General features: G+C 64.9%; 18 protein-coding genes. 8 read left to right on the forward strand and 10 right to left on the reverse strand.

Going from position 1 to position 15337, the window contains the following annotated elements:
- Positions 1-83 precede the first annotated feature (83 nt).
- Complete coding sequence (locus tag MTX34_RS00605; protein ID WP_374230222.1) at positions 84-1163, reverse strand: DUF3152 domain-containing protein; 1080 nt, start codon at positions 1161-1163, stop codon at positions 84-86.
- A gap of 300 nt (positions 1164-1463) precedes the next feature.
- On the opposite strand from MTX34_RS00605, the gene MTX34_RS00610 reads away from it, so the two are divergent.
- A complete protein-coding gene (locus MTX34_RS00610) occupies positions 1464-2117 on the forward strand; it encodes a TetR/AcrR family transcriptional regulator (protein ID WP_094674752.1) in 654 nt (217 codons plus the stop codon).
- Positions 2118-2187: 70 nt separating this feature from the next.
- Here the strand turns inward: MTX34_RS00610 and MTX34_RS00615 are convergent, their stop codons facing one another.
- The gene (locus tag MTX34_RS00615) at positions 2188-2415 is read right to left on the reverse strand and encodes a DUF3107 domain-containing protein (RefSeq protein ID WP_243593647.1); all 228 of its coding nucleotides are present in this window, start codon (positions 2413-2415) and stop codon (positions 2188-2190) included.
- Between the two features lie 108 nt (positions 2416-2523).
- Positions 2524-3255 carry a ferritin-like fold-containing protein gene (locus MTX34_RS00620; RefSeq protein ID WP_243593521.1) on the reverse strand — a complete coding sequence of 244 codons (732 nt, stop codon included), beginning with the start codon at positions 3253-3255 and terminating at the stop codon, positions 2524-2526.
- 139 nt (positions 3256-3394) lie between these two features.
- On the opposite strand from MTX34_RS00620, the gene MTX34_RS00625 reads away from it, so the two are divergent.
- Together MTX34_RS00625 and MTX34_RS00630 are read left to right on the forward strand one after the other, a co-directional pair.
- Positions 3395-5218 carry a DEAD/DEAH box helicase gene (locus MTX34_RS00625; protein ID WP_243608092.1) on the forward strand — a complete coding sequence of 608 codons (1824 nt, stop codon included), beginning with the start codon at positions 3395-3397 and terminating at the stop codon, positions 5216-5218.
- 9 nt (positions 5219-5227) lie between these two features.
- Complete coding sequence (locus tag MTX34_RS00630; RefSeq protein WP_243608093.1) at positions 5228-6481, forward strand: hypothetical protein; 1254 nt, start codon at positions 5228-5230, stop codon at positions 6479-6481.
- A 21-nt stretch (positions 6482-6502) separates the two neighbouring features.
- Here the strand turns inward: MTX34_RS00630 and MTX34_RS00635 are convergent, their stop codons facing one another.
- Together MTX34_RS00635 and MTX34_RS00640 are read right to left on the reverse strand one after the other, a co-directional pair.
- Positions 6503-7297: a ParA family protein gene (locus MTX34_RS00635; protein WP_243593524.1), complete on the reverse strand. Its 795-nt coding sequence runs from the start codon at positions 7295-7297 to the stop codon at positions 6503-6505.
- 59 nt (positions 7298-7356) lie between these two features.
- A complete protein-coding gene (locus tag MTX34_RS00640; protein WP_243593525.1) occupies positions 7357-8823 on the reverse strand; it encodes a DHA2 family efflux MFS transporter permease subunit in 1467 nt (488 codons plus the stop codon).
- 189 nt (positions 8824-9012) lie between these two features.
- On the opposite strand from MTX34_RS00640, the gene MTX34_RS00645 reads away from it, so the two are divergent.
- Together MTX34_RS00645 and MTX34_RS00650 are read left to right on the forward strand one after the other, a co-directional pair.
- The gene (locus MTX34_RS00645) at positions 9013-9654 is read left to right on the forward strand and encodes an acid phosphatase (RefSeq protein WP_243593526.1); all 642 of its coding nucleotides are present in this window, start codon (positions 9013-9015) and stop codon (positions 9652-9654) included.
- Positions 9651-10127 (forward strand): GNAT family N-acetyltransferase, encoded by a 477-nt coding sequence (locus MTX34_RS00650; protein ID WP_243593527.1) that lies wholly within the window; start codon positions 9651-9653, stop codon positions 10125-10127. The genes MTX34_RS00645 and MTX34_RS00650 overlap by 4 nt, the downstream gene beginning before the upstream one ends.
- Positions 10128-10135: 8 nt before the next feature.
- Here MTX34_RS00650 and MTX34_RS00655 read toward each other — a convergent pair whose 3' ends face one another.
- Positions 10136-10564, reverse strand: coding sequence for a hypothetical protein (locus tag MTX34_RS00655; protein WP_243593528.1), 429 nt, complete (start codon positions 10562-10564; stop codon positions 10136-10138).
- A 124-nt stretch (positions 10565-10688) separates the two neighbouring features.
- On the opposite strand from MTX34_RS00655, the gene MTX34_RS00660 reads away from it, so the two are divergent.
- Positions 10689-11642, forward strand: coding sequence for a diacylglycerol kinase family protein (locus tag MTX34_RS00660; RefSeq protein WP_243593529.1), 954 nt, complete (start codon positions 10689-10691; stop codon positions 11640-11642).
- A 265-nt stretch (positions 11643-11907) separates the two neighbouring features.
- Entirely contained in the window at positions 11908-12162 is a 255-nt protein-coding gene (locus MTX34_RS00665; RefSeq protein ID WP_032366305.1) for a WhiB family transcriptional regulator, read from the forward strand.
- A 108-nt stretch (positions 12163-12270) separates the two neighbouring features.
- Here the strand turns inward: MTX34_RS00665 and MTX34_RS00670 are convergent, their stop codons facing one another.
- Together MTX34_RS00670 and MTX34_RS00675 are read right to left on the reverse strand one after the other, a co-directional pair.
- Positions 12271-13749 (reverse strand): sensor histidine kinase, encoded by a 1479-nt coding sequence (locus tag MTX34_RS00670; protein WP_243593530.1) that lies wholly within the window; start codon positions 13747-13749, stop codon positions 12271-12273.
- Between the two features lie 21 nt (positions 13750-13770).
- On the reverse strand, positions 13771-13986 hold the full coding sequence (locus tag MTX34_RS00675) for a biotin/lipoyl-binding carrier protein (protein WP_008717734.1): 216 nt from the start codon (positions 13984-13986) through the stop codon (positions 13771-13773).
- A 119-nt stretch (positions 13987-14105) separates the two neighbouring features.
- On the opposite strand from MTX34_RS00675, the gene MTX34_RS26115 reads away from it, so the two are divergent.
- Positions 14106-14180, forward strand: a complete 75-nt coding sequence (locus tag MTX34_RS26115) for a 50S ribosomal protein bL37 (protein ID WP_370878772.1) — start codon at positions 14106-14108, stop codon at positions 14178-14180.
- Positions 14181-14251: 71 nt separating this feature from the next.
- Here MTX34_RS26115 and rsrA read toward each other — a convergent pair whose 3' ends face one another.
- Both rsrA and MTX34_RS00685 read right to left on the reverse strand, forming a co-directional pair.
- On the reverse strand, positions 14252-14551 hold the full coding sequence (gene rsrA, locus MTX34_RS00680; RefSeq protein ID WP_308198099.1) for a mycothiol system anti-sigma-R factor: 300 nt from the start codon (positions 14549-14551) through the stop codon (positions 14252-14254).
- Positions 14548-15330, reverse strand: coding sequence for a sigma-70 family RNA polymerase sigma factor (locus MTX34_RS00685; protein ID WP_243593531.1), 783 nt, complete (start codon positions 15328-15330; stop codon positions 14548-14550). Before MTX34_RS00685 ends, rsrA begins: the two co-directional genes overlap by 4 nt.
- Positions 15331-15337: the final 7 nt, after the last annotated feature.

The following is a 15337-nucleotide window of genomic DNA, read 5'->3' on the forward strand; positions in this document are numbered from 1 at the left end:
CGCTCCTCGACTCGACACGGCACCCGATGACCCGGAGCGCCGCGTTCGAATCTAATCCCCGGTCCGTCCCGACTTTCGGCCGATCACCCTCGCGGGTAAGGCCACGGATTGAACCTGCACGTCTTTCCGTCCATCGGCACGACCCCCTCCGGGTCCAAACGCGCGATGTCGTCGTTGGACGTTCCGAAGGTCTGCTGCATCATCACCGGGGCCAAGCCACCGTCGGTCTCGCACGGCTGATGCTGCTGATAGCCGATGGCGTGGCCCACCTCGTGGTTGATCTGATACTGACGGTACGAGCCGATGTCGCCCTGAAAAGAGATTGCTCCGCGCACCCATCTCGGCTCGTTCAACACCACTCGTTCGATGCCCGGGTTGTAACAGGACACCTCGAGCTGGATGTCGTAACCACAAGCCTGCCGGATCGACAGCTGCGACGTCAGCGAGATCCTGAAGTCGGGATCGCCCTGATCGATTCGCCGGAATCCGAACCGTGGATCGTTGGTCCAACTCTTCGGGTTGGCGAGCGTCTGATCCACCAGGCGGGCGAACGACTCGTCGCCGCCGAATCCGACGGTGTCGACACCGTCCTCGACCTCGACCGTGTAGGTGAACACCCGCTCGGTCCCCTGACCCACCTGCTCGGTGGTGCCCAGCACCGTGCGCCAGGTTCCGGCACCTTCCACAGCGAACGGACCACCGTCGGGAAGTTCCCCCGAGGAGATCGACGCGGCGAAGTTGCCGTCGGCCTGCGGTGGCACGCCGATGATTCCGGTTCCTGCCGTCGTATCCGAACTCAGGGTGCCGAAGCCCGGATCGGCGTTGGTCGACTGCGCTGCGGTACCGGTGACGGGGTCGCCGGTACGCACGGCATCGAATACGACGAGCGCGGTCACCACGATGAGAATCGGTACCGCGTACGCACGCCAGCCGTAGGTGGACGCGAACTTGCCGAGCTGGCTCTGCTTCCGTACATCGCGTTCCGGTCGACGACTGCGCTGTTTGACCTCGCGCTGCGTCGGATCCCACTGCGCACGAAGAGGCTGATGGGACCCTCGACTTCCCACCGTGCGCGGGAAGTCGTCCGACCGATCGTCGTACTCGTCGTCGACGCCGCCGGACTGCACACCACCGCGGATCCGCGGCCCGCCTCGGTCAGTCACTCGAACACGATCTCACAATCCTCACCGCCCGCCGCTCGGCACGCCGATGCCGGGGCTGGAACTATCGGGCTTTCGGTACGAAAAACATCCTACGAACAAACCGTTCGATCCGATTCGGCTTTGCTACTTTTCGGAACGATCCCCCAGGATCCCAATGGTGCCGACGGCCACGAGTATCGTTGCCCGTGATCTGCGCTACGAGCGGTCCGAACCGACGGCCACCCGCCGGGAGTTCATGCCGGATCGTTCGTTGTCGAACCAAGACGAGCGCAGTAGTCGACGCGATGGGAACAGAATCAGATGACAGATCTCGACGACCGACGGTCCTCGGACCGGCCGGCGACCACCGGCAATCGGCGCAGCGCACGGCTGCCGCGCGATGCCCGTCGGGCGCAGTTACTCGCCGCTGCGAGCGAAATATTCGTCACCCGCGGATATCACGCGTCCGGAATGGACGAGATCGCCGAATGCGCGGGCGTGAGCAAACCGGTCCTGTACCAGCACTTCCCCGGAAAACTCGAGCTGTACCTGGCGGTTCTGCAGAGCTACGTCGACACCCTGATCGCGGGCGTCCGTCAGGCCCTGCGCTCGACGACGGACAATCGGCAGCGTGTTCGGGCCGCGGTGCTGGCGTTCTACGACTTCGTCGACACCGACACTCAGGGCTTCCGCCTGGTGTTCGAGTCGGATCTGATGGGTGATCCACAGGTCAACGCGCGAGTCGAGCAGGCAACCGAGGCATGCGTCGACGCCGTCTTCGACCTGGTTGCCCACGATTCGGGACTCGATCCGTATCGGGCCCGCGTGCTGGCCGTCGGCCTGGTCGGCGCCAGCCAGTTCACCGCGCGTTACTGGCTCGAAGCCGACCGCCCGATCTCCAAGGAAGACGCCGTCGACACGACGGTCTCACTCGCGTGGGGCGGTCTGTCACACGTCCCCCTGCAGTCGCCGTAGCTCGGTCCCACCGACGCAACGCGCCCCTCACCACATGGAGTGAGGGGCGCGTTGCGTTCCGACCGAAATCTCAGGTGGTGGCGAACCCGACCTTTCGAGGATCGGACGGGCCGATCTCCACGTACGACACCTTGGAAGCCTGAACCAAGAACTTGCGTCCCTTTTCGTCCTCCAACGACAGCACTCCGTCCTTGTCGGCGAAGGCGGTCGACACGAGCGCTTCGACCTCGGCTGGGGACTGCGTGCTGTTCACGACGAGCTCACGGGAACTCTCCGAAACACCGATCTTGACCTCCACGGTCAACCTCCGAACTCTCGACAACTCTGCTCACGCCAGGCTAGTGCAGCGGCGTCGACCCAGCCGCCAATCATCGGTGTGCTGTCAGCGAACACCGGGCTCCGGCGGTCAGTCCAGGCCGAGCGAGGACATGCGTTCCGAGTGCTGCTCCTGCATTCGATCGAACAGCGCCACGACCCCGTTGAGGTCTCCCGAGGCGGTGATGACCAGGTCGGTCAACGATTCGCGGCGGGCGAGCACGAACTGTGCCTGCGTGATGGCCTCCCCGAGCAGACGACGTCCCCACAGCATCAGTCGCGCCTTCTCCTGGGAGCTGGCCCGCACACGGTCGGACACCTCGTGCACGACGAACTCGGAGTGTCCGGTCTCGGCGAGCACCTCGCGGACGATCTCGGCCACGTCCGGGTCGAGACTGTGCGCGATCTGACGATAGAAGTCGGCCGCGATGCCGTCACCCACGTATGCCTTGACCAACGACTCCAACCACGTCGACGGCGTCGTCGACTCGTGGTACTCGTCCAGTGCCCGAACGAAGGGATCCATCGACGCGTAGACGTCGAGCCCGCGGTCCGACAGAGCGCGCTGCAGCGTCTCGAAGTGGCTCATCTCCGCGGCCGCCATGCTCGCCAGGGCAACGCGACCCTCCATGGACGGTGCCATTCGAGCGTCCTCGGCCAGGCGATAGAACGCAGAGATCTCGCCGTACGCGAGCACCGCGAACAGATCCGGAATACCGGGGTGATCGTGTGCGATCGCCGGCTCGGCTCGGTCCGACTCGGGCGACTCGACGAGCGTGGTGGGTGAAACTGAGGACGACGGCTCCGACGAATGGGCTCCCATGGCTGGCAATCGTAGTCCCGTGCGCGACGCCTCGTCGCGGCACGCGTCGGACCGGCCGTGACCTGCCGACGATGGAGAATTCCGTTCGGCAAGCTACCATGGTGCTCGATCGTCGCTCGCGGGCCGATGGAACGGACCGATGAAGCACGCGACGGTCATCGATAATGTGTGCGCACCTGATCCGGGTCGCCATGACGGCTTCGCCGCAGCGAACATCGACGTTCGCGGCCGCGCTGAGGCCGACGGCGACATCACATCGGATCGAGGGCATCGACTTCGGCCGGCAATAGGCCTGTGCCCTTCCTCGTGCGCACGTTCGACCACGAGGAAGGCCAGTCCCCTGAGCAAGATAGTCATCGACCAAGAATCCGATACCGGCGACACCACTCTGTCGGCGCAGCTGGACGACACGCATGTGCCGCCCACGTTCGCCGAGCTGAACGTGGACGCCACCATCGTTCGCGCGCTCTCCGAAATGGGCATCGAGCGCACCTTCGCCATCCAGGAGTTGACGCTGCCGCTCGCCATCGCGGGCGACGACCTCATCGGGCAGGCGCGCACCGGAATGGGCAAGACGTTCGGCTTCGGTGTGCCACTGTTGCACCGACTCGCCACGGACAACTCCGGTACCTCCCCGCTCGACGGCACCCCGCGCGCCCTGGTGATCGTGCCGACCCGTGAACTGTGTGTTCAGGTCAGCTCCGACCTCGAGAACGCGTCCAAGTACCTCAGCGGCGCCAACGGCCCCGTCAAGGTGCTCTCCATCTACGGCGGCCGCCCGTACGAGGCGCAGATCAGCGCGCTCCAGAGCGGCGTCGACGTCGTCGTCGGTACCCCCGGCCGACTGCTCGACCTCGCCAAGCAGAACCACCTGATACTCGGCAAGGTCGGGGTTCTGGTTCTCGACGAGGCCGACGAGATGCTCGATCTCGGGTTCCTGCCCGACATCGAACGAATTCTCGGCATGGTTCCCGACAAGCGGCAGACGATGCTCTTCTCCGCCACCATGCCGGGACCCATCATCACCCTGGCCCGGACGTTCCTGACGCAGCCGACGCACATCCGCGCCGAGGAAGCGGAATCCTCGGCCGTACACGACCGCACCGCCCAGCACGTCTACCGGGCGCACGCCCTCGACAAGGTCGAGATGGTCGCCAAGGTCCTCAAGGCCGAGGGTCGCGGTGCCACGATGGTCTTCACCCGCACCAAGCGCACCGCGCAGAAGGTCGCCGACGAACTGGCCGAGCGCGGATATTCGGTCGGAGCCGTGCACGGTGACCTCGGCCAGGTACAGCGCGAGAAGGCTCTCAAGTCGTTCCGGACGGGCAAGATCGACGTGCTGGTGGCAACCGACGTCGCAGCACGCGGTATCGACATCGACGACGTCACCCACGTCATCAACTACCAGTGCCCCGAGGACGAGAAGACCTACGTGCACCGCATCGGCCGCACCGGCCGCGCAGGACGCACCGGCATCGCCGTCACCCTGGTCGACTGGGACGACATCCCCCGTTGGCAGCTGATCGACAAGGCTCTCGACCTCGGGATGCCGGATCCGGTCGAGACCTACTCGAGCTCGCCGCACCTGTTCACCGACCTCGGGATCGCCACGGACGCCACCGGCACGGTGCGCAAGGCACCCTCGCGCGCCCCGGAGAAGGCGGACGACGGCGAGACGAGTGCGGCTGCGCCTGCGGCCGACGCGTCGTCGGCGACCAAGCCGCGCCGCTCGCGCAGTCGCCGTCGTACCCGCGCAGGGCAGGACGGCGACAACGCTGCCGCAACCTCCGCTACACAGGCCGATGCCACACCTGCCTCGAATTCGGTTGTAGGACAGTCGGATACGGCAGACACGGCGTCCGCCGACACGGCCACCAAGACCGCTCCGCGCCGCCGCAGGCGTCGTCGCTCCAGCGGATCGTCCGCCGAGGCCGGACCGTCGACTGCGAGCGCATCGGAATAACATTCCGCCGTGCTGGCTCCAGAACGTCGGACGAGAACCGACCTCACCGCTGCCGCCGTCATCGCAGTGGTCGTAGTGGTTGCCGCGAGCATCGCCTGGTTCACCGGCGACGCTCGCGGTACCACGTCGATACCGGCCGAGGAGCCATTGCCCCAGGCCGAACCAGCGACCTCGGTGCCTACTGCCCTGACCGAACTGTGGCGCGCGCCCAGCGCGGCGACGGAATCGGCGCGAACCCCGTTTCCTGTCGTCACCGGCTCCACGGTGGTCACTGCCGACGGCGGTTCCGTCCTCGGCCGCGATCCACGGTCGGGTGAGCAATCCTGGTCGTACACACGCGATCTCCCACTGTGCTCGGTGGTCTCGTCGTGGAATACGGCGGTCGCGGTCTACCGTGACGACCGCGGCTGCTCGCAGGTGACCGAACTCGACGGGCCAACGGGAGAACGCACGGCTCAACGCACGTCCGACGCCGACGATGCGGTGCGCCTGTCGTCCGACGGCACCTACGTGACGTCGAGAGGCGACACCCGCATGGAGCTGTGGCGATCGGACATGGTGCGCACACTCGAATACGGGCGCGTGGATGCTCCGGTCAATCCGGGGAGCCAGCCGAGAAACGGGTGCACGCTGCTGTCCTCGGCCTCGACGAACTCACGAACAGCGGTGCTCGAACAATGCCCGGGAGAAGCTGCTGCTCGGTTGTCGTTGCTCGACCCGGCACCCGAGGATGCGAGTGAACCCGAGGAATACGGGTCGACGGTGGTGCCCGAGCTCGTTCCCGAAGCGGAGGGACCGACTGCCGGACGCATCATCGCGATCACCGGAAGCCTTGTCGCGCTCTACATTCCAGCGGCGAACGGCACTCCGGACCGAGTGGGCCTGTACGACGGTACGGCCGCGAGAACATCCGAATTCATTCTCCCGGAAGACCTCTCCCCTATCCGGGACTCCCCGAATTTCCCTGCGACAACAGCAGGCTCGGTGTTCAGCTGGTTCACCGGCACCGGAGTCCAGGCGTTCGATTCCACCGGCCTGAGTCCGCTCTGGACCGTCCCTGGAGCCCTCGGAGGTGGAGCGGTCATGGCCGGCCGACTTCTCGTACCCGTGCCCGACGCCATCTCGGTGGTCGATATCGCCACCGGTGTCTCGTTGGCCGACATTCCGGTCGACCGAGGGGGCTACGACGGCCCGATACAGACGTCGGTGATCGGCGATGTGGTCGTCGAACAGCGCGGTGCCGACGTGGTCGCTCTCGGCTGACTCGTTCGCGTCGGCGTGGTTCTACTGTGCCGGGTCGTAGGTCTTCAGATCGGCTGTGCCGTCCCAGTACGCCAGCAGATTCTCGGCGAGTTCTCGATAGGCCTGCGCGCCCTTGTTCTTTCGTCCTGAGAGCACGGTTGCGCCCGATGCACTGGCCTCGGCGAAGCGTACGGTCCGCGGAATCGGCGGCGCGAGAACCGGCATCGAATAGCGGTCCGAGACATCGCCGAGCACATCTCTGCTGTGCGTGGTGCGGGCGTCGAACAGTGTGGGAAGGGCACCGAGCAATGCCAGGTCGGGGTTGGTGATCTGTTGCACCTCGGACACCGTCCGCAACAACTGACCGACCCCGCGATGAGCGAGAGTCTCGCACTGCAGGGGCACGAGCACCGACTGCGCGGCGGTGAGCCCGTTGAGGGTCAGCACTCCCAGTGAAGGCGGGCAATCGATGACGACGACGTCGAAGTCCTCGAGGATCGGCGCGAGAGCTCGTTTGAGTGCGAATTCTCGACCCGCACGCATCAGCAACAGAGCTTCTGCGCCGGCGAGATCGATCGTCGCCGGCAACAGCACGATTCCTTCCGCAGTCTCGATCAGCACGTCCTCGACCTTCGCATCCCCGGTCAGCACCTCGTGCACCGAGGAATCGAGCTTGTCCGGGTTGTGTCCGAGCGAGAACGTCAGGCAACCCTGCGGGTCGAGGTCGACCACCAGGACTCGCCGATCGAGAGCATGCAGCGCTGCCGCGAGGGAAGCCACCGTGGTGGTCTTGGCGACGCCGCCCTTCTGATTCGCTACCGCGAGAATTGTCGTCACGGCCCTGATCCTTGCCTACATCGAGCCGATGAGCGAGGGTTCGGCATCTCTCGGGCGCGTCAGTGCAGCGTGATCGGAGCTGAAGACCGCTCGCTCACGTGCTTCGTCCTGGGCAGGAAGAAGGCGGGAACGAACGTGGCGACGATCAGAACCAACGCAACCATGAAGGTGGTGCCGAAGGCCCTGGCCGAGATGTCGAAGGCCTCGAACTGACTGGTCGCGGTCAGCGCGGGCTTCTGCTGAGCGGTCAACACCACCGACATCAGCGCGGTGCCTATCGACCCCGCTGCTTGCTGAACGATGTTCATCAACGTCGAACCGCGTGCGACCGTGTCGTCGGTCAGCGTCTGTAGCGCGGCCGTCATGATCGGCATCATGGTCGACCCGAGGCCGAGTCCCATGACGAAGAGCGCACCGATGAGCAATGTGTAGGACGTGCTGGTGCCGACCTGTGTGAACACGGCCATGCCTGCCGTGATGAGCACCATGCCCACCAGCACGATCCTGCCGGGACCGAACTTGTCGGCAATCACCCCGGCGATCGGCATCGCGATCATCGCGCCGATGCCCTGCGGTGCGAGCAGGAGTCCGGCCGTCAGTGTCGTTTCGCCTCGAAGCAGGAAGTAGCTGGGGAACAGCAGGCCCGCGCCCATGAAGGCCACCATGAAGAGCGTCGTGGTGATCACGGCCACTGTCAGCGATCTGTTCTCGAACAGTCGTAGATCGATCAGGGGATGCTGCACGCGCAGTGCATGGAAGACGAAGAGCACGATCAACACGAGCCCGACGATGACCGGGACCAGCACCTGCACTGCAAGAACGGTCTCGGTTTCGACGACCGACGACGCGCCGTAGAGGAACAGAGCGAGTCCGGGCGAGAGCATGAGCATTCCCCGGAAGTCGAAGGACTCGGACGGAGTCGGATTGTCCTTGGGGAAGATCGCCACGGCTGCGATCAGCGCGAGGATGCCGATCGGCAGGTTGATGAGAAAGATCCAGTGCCAGCTCGCCGCCTCGATCAGCCAGCCGCCGAGGATCGGTCCCGCGATGGGCCCGATGAGCATCGGGACACCCAGGACGGCCATCACGCGCCCGATTCGCTCGGGGCCGGCAGCGCGCGTCATGATCGTCATGCCCAGGGGCATCAACATGCCGCCGCCGAGGCCCTGCAGCACTCGGAACACGATGAGAGACGTGATGTCCCAGGCGAAGCTGCACAGCACCGAACCGAGGACGAACAGCACCAGCGCGGTGATGTAGAGCCGCTTGGTTCCGAACCGATCGGCAGCCCACCCGGTCAGGGGGATGACGGTGGCAAGGGCGAGCGTGTAGCCCGTCATCGTCCATGCGGCGTTGGCGTAGGTCGTATCGAAGACGTCGGTGAAGGTCCGGAGCGCGACGCTGACGACGGTGACGTCGAGAATGGACATGATGGCCCCGAGTACGACGACCCCGGCGATCTTCAACAACGCACCGTCGAGCTTCTCCGGCGCATCGGACGACGCGGGTTTCTGCAGGTCGGTCATGATTCTCCTGGTCGATGAGAAGGCGCTACGAGGCAGCGGGCCGCACGACGGCAGAGCTGCGTCGCCCGAAGAGCAAAAATGTGAAACGAATGTAACCGGCCGGTAGGTCCGTACTCAATCGGCAAATCGGACACATCTGCAGGCCACCTATGACAAGGGCCACATCCGCGCGGGAGGCATGATCGTTCCATGACCACACACGGCGGCGTCGAGGCAGGCAGAGTCGTTCTACTCCGGCACGGCGAGACCGAATGGGCGCTGGCGGGCAAGCACACCGGCAACACCGACGTCCCTCTCACCAGTACCGGTGAGCAACAGGCCGTCGAGGCCGGATCGCTGCTCGGGCTGCTGAAGCTGCGCGATCCCCTGGTGATCACGAGCCCGCGGGAGCGCGCTCGCAGAACCGCCGAGCTCGCAGGCCTGCAGGTCGATCGAACATGGGATGCGTTGTCCGAGTGGGACTACGGCGACTACGAAGGCATCACGTCGACGCAGATCCACGAGACGGTGCCGCACTGGACCGTATGGACGCATCCGTGTCCGGGTGGTGAATCCATCGGTGACATCGCCGTCCGCGTCGAGTTGGTCCTCTCGGTCGTCCTGCCGTTGTTGAGCGGCCGCGACGTCGTGTTGGTCGGCCACGGCCACTTCTCGCGCGCACTGATCGCCGGCTGGACCGAAGCCCCCGTCACCGAGGGCAAACGCTTCGCCCTCTCGCCAGCCGCGTATTCGTTGCTCGGCTTCGAACACTCGTTTCGCCAGCTCGTCGCGCACAACGTGCACCCTTCGATTCTCACCGCTGCCACGGCACAGAAAGGAAACCGAGGATGATTCGCCGCGCCACCGAGGCCGATGTTCCCGCCATCACCGCACTCGTGCACGAACTGGCCGCGTACGAGAAGTCGTCGTCGCTGTGCACCGTTCGAGACGAGCAGCTTCGTGCCGCTCTGTTCGGCGCTGGGCCGTCGGTGTTCGCGCACGTGGCCGAACACGAGGGGACGGTGGTGGGGTGCGCGCTGTGGTTCTTGAACTTCTCCACGTGGGACGGTGTGAACGGAATCTATCTGGAGGATCTCTACGTGCAGCCCGCCGCGCGCGGAGAAGGCTTCGGAACGGCACTGCTCGCCGCGTTGGCCGCCGAATGCGTCGATCGGCAGTACACGCGGTTGGCCTGGTCGGTTCTGGACTGGAACACCCCGTCGATCGGCTTCTACCGCTCGCTCGGAGCAGAGCCACAGGACGAGTGGACCACGTTCCGGCTGACCGCGGATGCACTGGCCGAGCTGGCCGCACAAGCTCGCTAGCGACTACCTCAACGGAGTTCGTCGTCGACGTCGCTGTACTCGGCGGCCATCCACCGAGAGGACGGCGGGCTGAACAGCAACACCAGCACGCCGAGCACCACGACACCGAGAGCGACGCCGTAGACGGTCTGATGCGATCCGGTCAACAGCGACCACACCACGGGGAGCAACAGCAGCTGCACGACGGTGGCGATGGACCGTCCCCACCGTTTGCCGAGGATCAGGGCGACGCCTGCCGCACCGACTCCGAGGCCCAGCACGCCGAACCACCCCGCGGTGCCGTATCCGTTGGCGACGGCGTTCTCCCCTTCACCGGAGAACGCCCGGGCGAGTAGGACGAACGCGGCCACCAACGAGGCCACGCCCTGCGCTGCGACGAGCGCCCCGGCGGATCGGAACGTGGCCGGCGGGGTGAGGTTCTCGGGAGAGGTGGACACGCGACCAGCCTAGGCAACCGGAGTGGAGCCTGCGGAACGACCCAGGCAACCGGAGTGGAGCCTGCGGAACGACCCAGGCAACCGGAGTGGAGCCTGCGGAACGACCCGGTTAGTGTCAGTGCTCGTGCGTGCGCTGCTGATCGTCAATCCCAATGCGACTTCTACGACGGCTGCGGCTCGGGATCTGTTGGCTCATGCGTTGTCGAGTCGGGTGCGGGTGACGGTTGCGCAGACGACTCATCGTGATCATGCGTCGGAGCTCGCGCGTGGTGCCCGTGAGGACGGGGTCGGCCTGGTGATCGTTCACGGCGGTGACGGAACGGTCAACGAGGTGATCAACGGTTTGCTGGGAGTGCCGTTGCCGACGTCGATGCAGGCGGTGACGATCGGCGCGATTCCGCCTATCGCGGTCGTTCCAGGCGGCAGTGCGAATGTGTTCGCGCGTTCTCTCGGTATCGAAGCGGATCCGGTGGCGGCGACCAATCAGTTGATCGGCCTGTTGGATGCGCGAGCGCGGCGGACCGTGGGCTTGGGGCATTGCGACAATCGGTGGTTCACGTTCAATGCGGGGATGGGTTTGGACGCGGATGTGTGTCGGGCGATCGATGCGAGCCGTAAGGACGGAACGCCGGTGTCGGCGACGCGTTACCTCCGCTTCTCGGTGCAGGAGTTCTTCAAGCACAAGCGCCGTCCGGCTCGGTTGACGGTGGAGGTTCCCGGGCAGGATCCGTTCGAGGGTGTGCACTATGCGTTCGTGTCGAACTCGAGTCCGTGGACGTATTTGAACGAGAGGCCGGTGCACACCAATCCGGGTACCGATTTCGACTCGGGTCTCGGCGTGTTCGGCATGCGGTCGACTGCTCTGTTCCCCACGTTGCGGGTGTCGCGCCAGTTACTGGCAAAGGGTGCAGAACCCAAGTCTCGCAAGCTGATTCGGATCGATGATGTGCCGAGTGTCCGAATTTCTTCGGCGGAGCCGGTCGGTCTGCAGATGGATGGGGACTACCTGGGCGAACGTACGGAAGCCGAGTTCTTCTCGACTCCCGACGCGCTGGAGGTCGTCGCGCCGACCAGGTGAGAGGGCTCATCCCTGGGTATATGGGGCGGCGTACAGCACAGTTCTCGTGAAATCACCAGCGAAATCTGTTCACTCGGGGTACAAAGGAGCGCAGAAGGCTAAAGCGAGCCTAACAGAGTGAGCTTGACCACGGTCACGCGCGTATCCCTTGACTTCACCTGAGTTCGTGAAAGCATTCACAAGCAACAGTGCGGAAACATTGGTTACCCACTCGTGAACAGAAGAGAAACGAAACGGCGCTTCGGCGCCCGGTAAGGAGCAGAGGATGGACTGGCGCCACAAGGCTATTTGTCGCGATGAAGATCCGGAACTATTTTTCCCGGTGGGAAACAGTGGTCCGGCGCTCGCGCAGATCGCCGATGCCAAAGTCGTCTGTACTCGGTGCCCCGTCACCGCTGAATGCCTGTCCTGGGCACTCGAATCCGGCCAGGACGCAGGAGTATGGGGCGCAATGAGTGAAGACGAGCGCCGTGCACTCAAGCGACGCAACGCACGTACGCGCGCACGCAGCTCCGTCTAGGACGCTTACGCAGCAATCGGTATGGCCCGGTACCCGTCAGGGGTACCGGGCCTTCTGCGTGCCAGGGACCACCGGAGAGCGCGTCACGCACTGTTCACCGAACGTGCATCACGGCCTCGGCACGCGCCGCCCCAGAGGAACCCTCAACATCGCGTCGGTTCCCCCACCCGCCGCCGGGTGCACACCGAGCGATCCGTTCAACTCCACCGAGACCAGTGTGCGCACGATCTGCAGTCCGAGTCCGTCCGAGCGCTCCAGGGAGAACCCAGTGGGCAACCCACGCCCGTCGTCGTGGATGACCACGTCGAGCCATTTCGCGGAACGGTCGGCGCTGATCCGGACGACACCGGCCGATCCGGCGTCGAATCCGTGCTCCATCGCGTTCTGCACGAGTTCGGTGAGCACCATCACCAACGGCGTCGCGCGTTCGGCCGAGAAGACTCCCAGCTTGCCGTCGCGAGTCACACGCACCCGCGGATTGACCGTCGCCACGTCCAGCATGATCGGCACCAGTCGATCGACTATCTCGTCGAGGTCCACTTCCTCGTCCACCGACATCGACAGCATCTCGTGCACCAGCGCGATGGACGTCACCCGACGGACGGATTCCGACAACGCAGTTCGCGCTTCCTCGTTCTCGAGGCGACGCGACTGTAGGCGTAACAGCGCGGCAACCGTCTGCAGGTTGTTCTTCACCCGATGGTGGATCTCCCGGATGGTCGCGTCCTTGCTGAGCAGAGCGCGGTCCCGACGCTTCACCTCGGTGACATCGCGGATCAACACGGCCGCACCGGTCGACCTGCCCCGGGGCTGCAGGGCCAGAGTGCGCACGAGGACGGTGGCACCGCGGGCGTCGACCTCCATACGATGGCCGACGTTGCCGCTGAGCGACGACCTGATGTGGTCGGCCACCTCCTGTGAGTCGAAGGGGTCGGTGACCAGCGACCGGGTCACCGAGGCCAGATCTCGCCCGGACAGCTCCGTCGTCAACCCCATCCGGTGGTACGCCGAGAGTGCGTTGGGGCTGGCGTAGTCGACCCGTCCCTCGGTGTCGATTCGAATGAAACCGTCGCCTGCTCGCGGGGACGAGTTCACATCGGTGCGCTCTTCCGGGGTGGGAAAGGTCCCTTCACTGATCATCAGGCACAGGTCGTCGGCACATTCTCGGTAGGCCACCTCTAGCGCGCTCGGCGGTCGTAGCTGGGCCGGATTGGTGTCGCGGGTCAATACCGCGATGACGTGCTCTCCGCACCGCACCGGGATGCTCTCGGTCCGCGTCACGACGCCTCCGCGAACGATCTCGCGCTGCTGCAGAGCCACCATCACGTCCGGGTGCTCCGACTCGGAGATAGTCGTTCCCACGATGTCGTGAGTGAAGACCGTCGGCGCGGTGGTGGGTCGACATTGGGCCACGCACAGCACGTCGGCGGTCCCACTGGACACATCGTCGGTGCCCACCCACAACAGCACGTCGGCGAACGAGAGATCGGCCAGCAGCTGCCACTCACCTACGACGCGTTGCAGATGGTCGACCGCGACGCCGGGAAGGTCGGTGTGTTCGGCCAGCAGGTCACTGAGGGTCGACACGAGATCTCAGGTGGCCCGTGCTCAGGACACGACGGCGATGAGGTCGCCCTGCTGAATGACGTCGCCGACCGCAACGTCCACGGACGTGACCGTGCCTGCCGTCTCGGCCAGCACGGGAATTTCCATCTTCATCGATTCCAGGATCACGAGGGTGTCACCGACCTCGACGGCGTCGCCTCGGGCCACGACCACCTGAAATACCGTGGACACCATCTCCGCGCGAACGTCCTCGGACATCGGCGAACCCCTCTCTCACGTCACCACGAACTGCGCTGGGCACCCATCGGAGACCAGGCCCGTCACAGTAAGCCAATCACACGTGGGAGACTGTAGTGAACAAACGAGAGGAGCCCATCATGGGAAAGCGTGGACGTAAGAAGCGTGCTCGTAAGGGCAACAAGGCCAACCACGGCAAACGTCCGAACAGCTGACGGTTTGCCACAAGCCGCGAGGGGCCGAGAAGCGACTGCTTCTCGGCCCCTCGTCGTTGTACCGCCTGCGACTACTCGGAGTCCGTCTGGCGAATCAACACGGTTCGACGAATCTCGACACTGAGTCGTTCGCGAAGTCCGGCCGGTGCTTGGTCTCCTCCGCACTTGCGTGAGATCAATCGCTTGACCTTCTCTTCGATTCCGTATGCCTCGAAACACGATCCGCACTCGTCGATGTGCTTCTGCAGACGAGATCGGCTGGCTTCGTCGCACTCGTTGTCGAGCATCACCCACACGTCCGCGATCACTGCGGAACAGTCGAGACGCTCGAACTGTGCGTCACCGTCGTCGGTCTTCTCGGTGCCCGTCACTGGACTACCTCCTGCTCGTGCCGGTCGACCGCGCCGTCCCGGTTGAATCCACGCTCGCGCGCGACGCCTGCCAGCAGTCCCCGCAGTTGCTTGCGTCCGCGGTGCAGACGCGACATCACCGTACCGATGGGAGTACCCATGATCTCGGCGATCTCCTTGTACGGGAAACCCTCGACATCGGCGTAGTACACAGCCATCCGAAACTCTTCGGGGAGCGATTGCAGCGCTGCTTTGATGTCGTCGTCCGGCAGCGCGTCCAGGGCCTCGACCTCGGCCGATCGCAGACCCGTCGACGTATGTTCGGCGGTGGCGGCGAGCTGCCAGTCGCTGATCTCGTCGGTCGGATACTGAGCGGGCTGACGCTGCTTCTTGCGGTAGGAGTTGATGTAGGTGTTGGTCAGGATTCGGTACAGCCACGCCTTCAGGTTCGTCCCTTCTCGGAACGACCGGAAAGCCGAGTACGCCTTCACGAACGTCTCCTGAACCAGGTCCTCGGCGTCGGCCGGGTTACGCGTCATCCGCAGAGCTGCGCCGTAGAGCTGATCGAGCATCGGCAGCGCGTCGCGCTCGAAGCGCTCGGTCAACTGTGCCTCGGTCTCGGCCGCTCTCTGCTCCGCGATCGCCTTCTCGTCGTCCGATGCAGCGACGGGATTGCTGGCTTTTGTCACGCTGATCCCTTCGGTAGCTTCCACCGCCCAGGCTACCGCGCCCGAAGTCGGCTTCTGCGAAGAGATCACCCCCTTCAATGCGAGGGGACGTCCCGCGGTCAGCACTGCCATTCGTCAT

This window comes from Rhodococcus sp. ARC_M5 (assembly GCF_022810405.1).
GTDB classification, from domain to species: domain Bacteria; phylum Actinomycetota; class Actinomycetes; order Mycobacteriales; family Mycobacteriaceae; genus Rhodococcoides; species Rhodococcoides navarretei.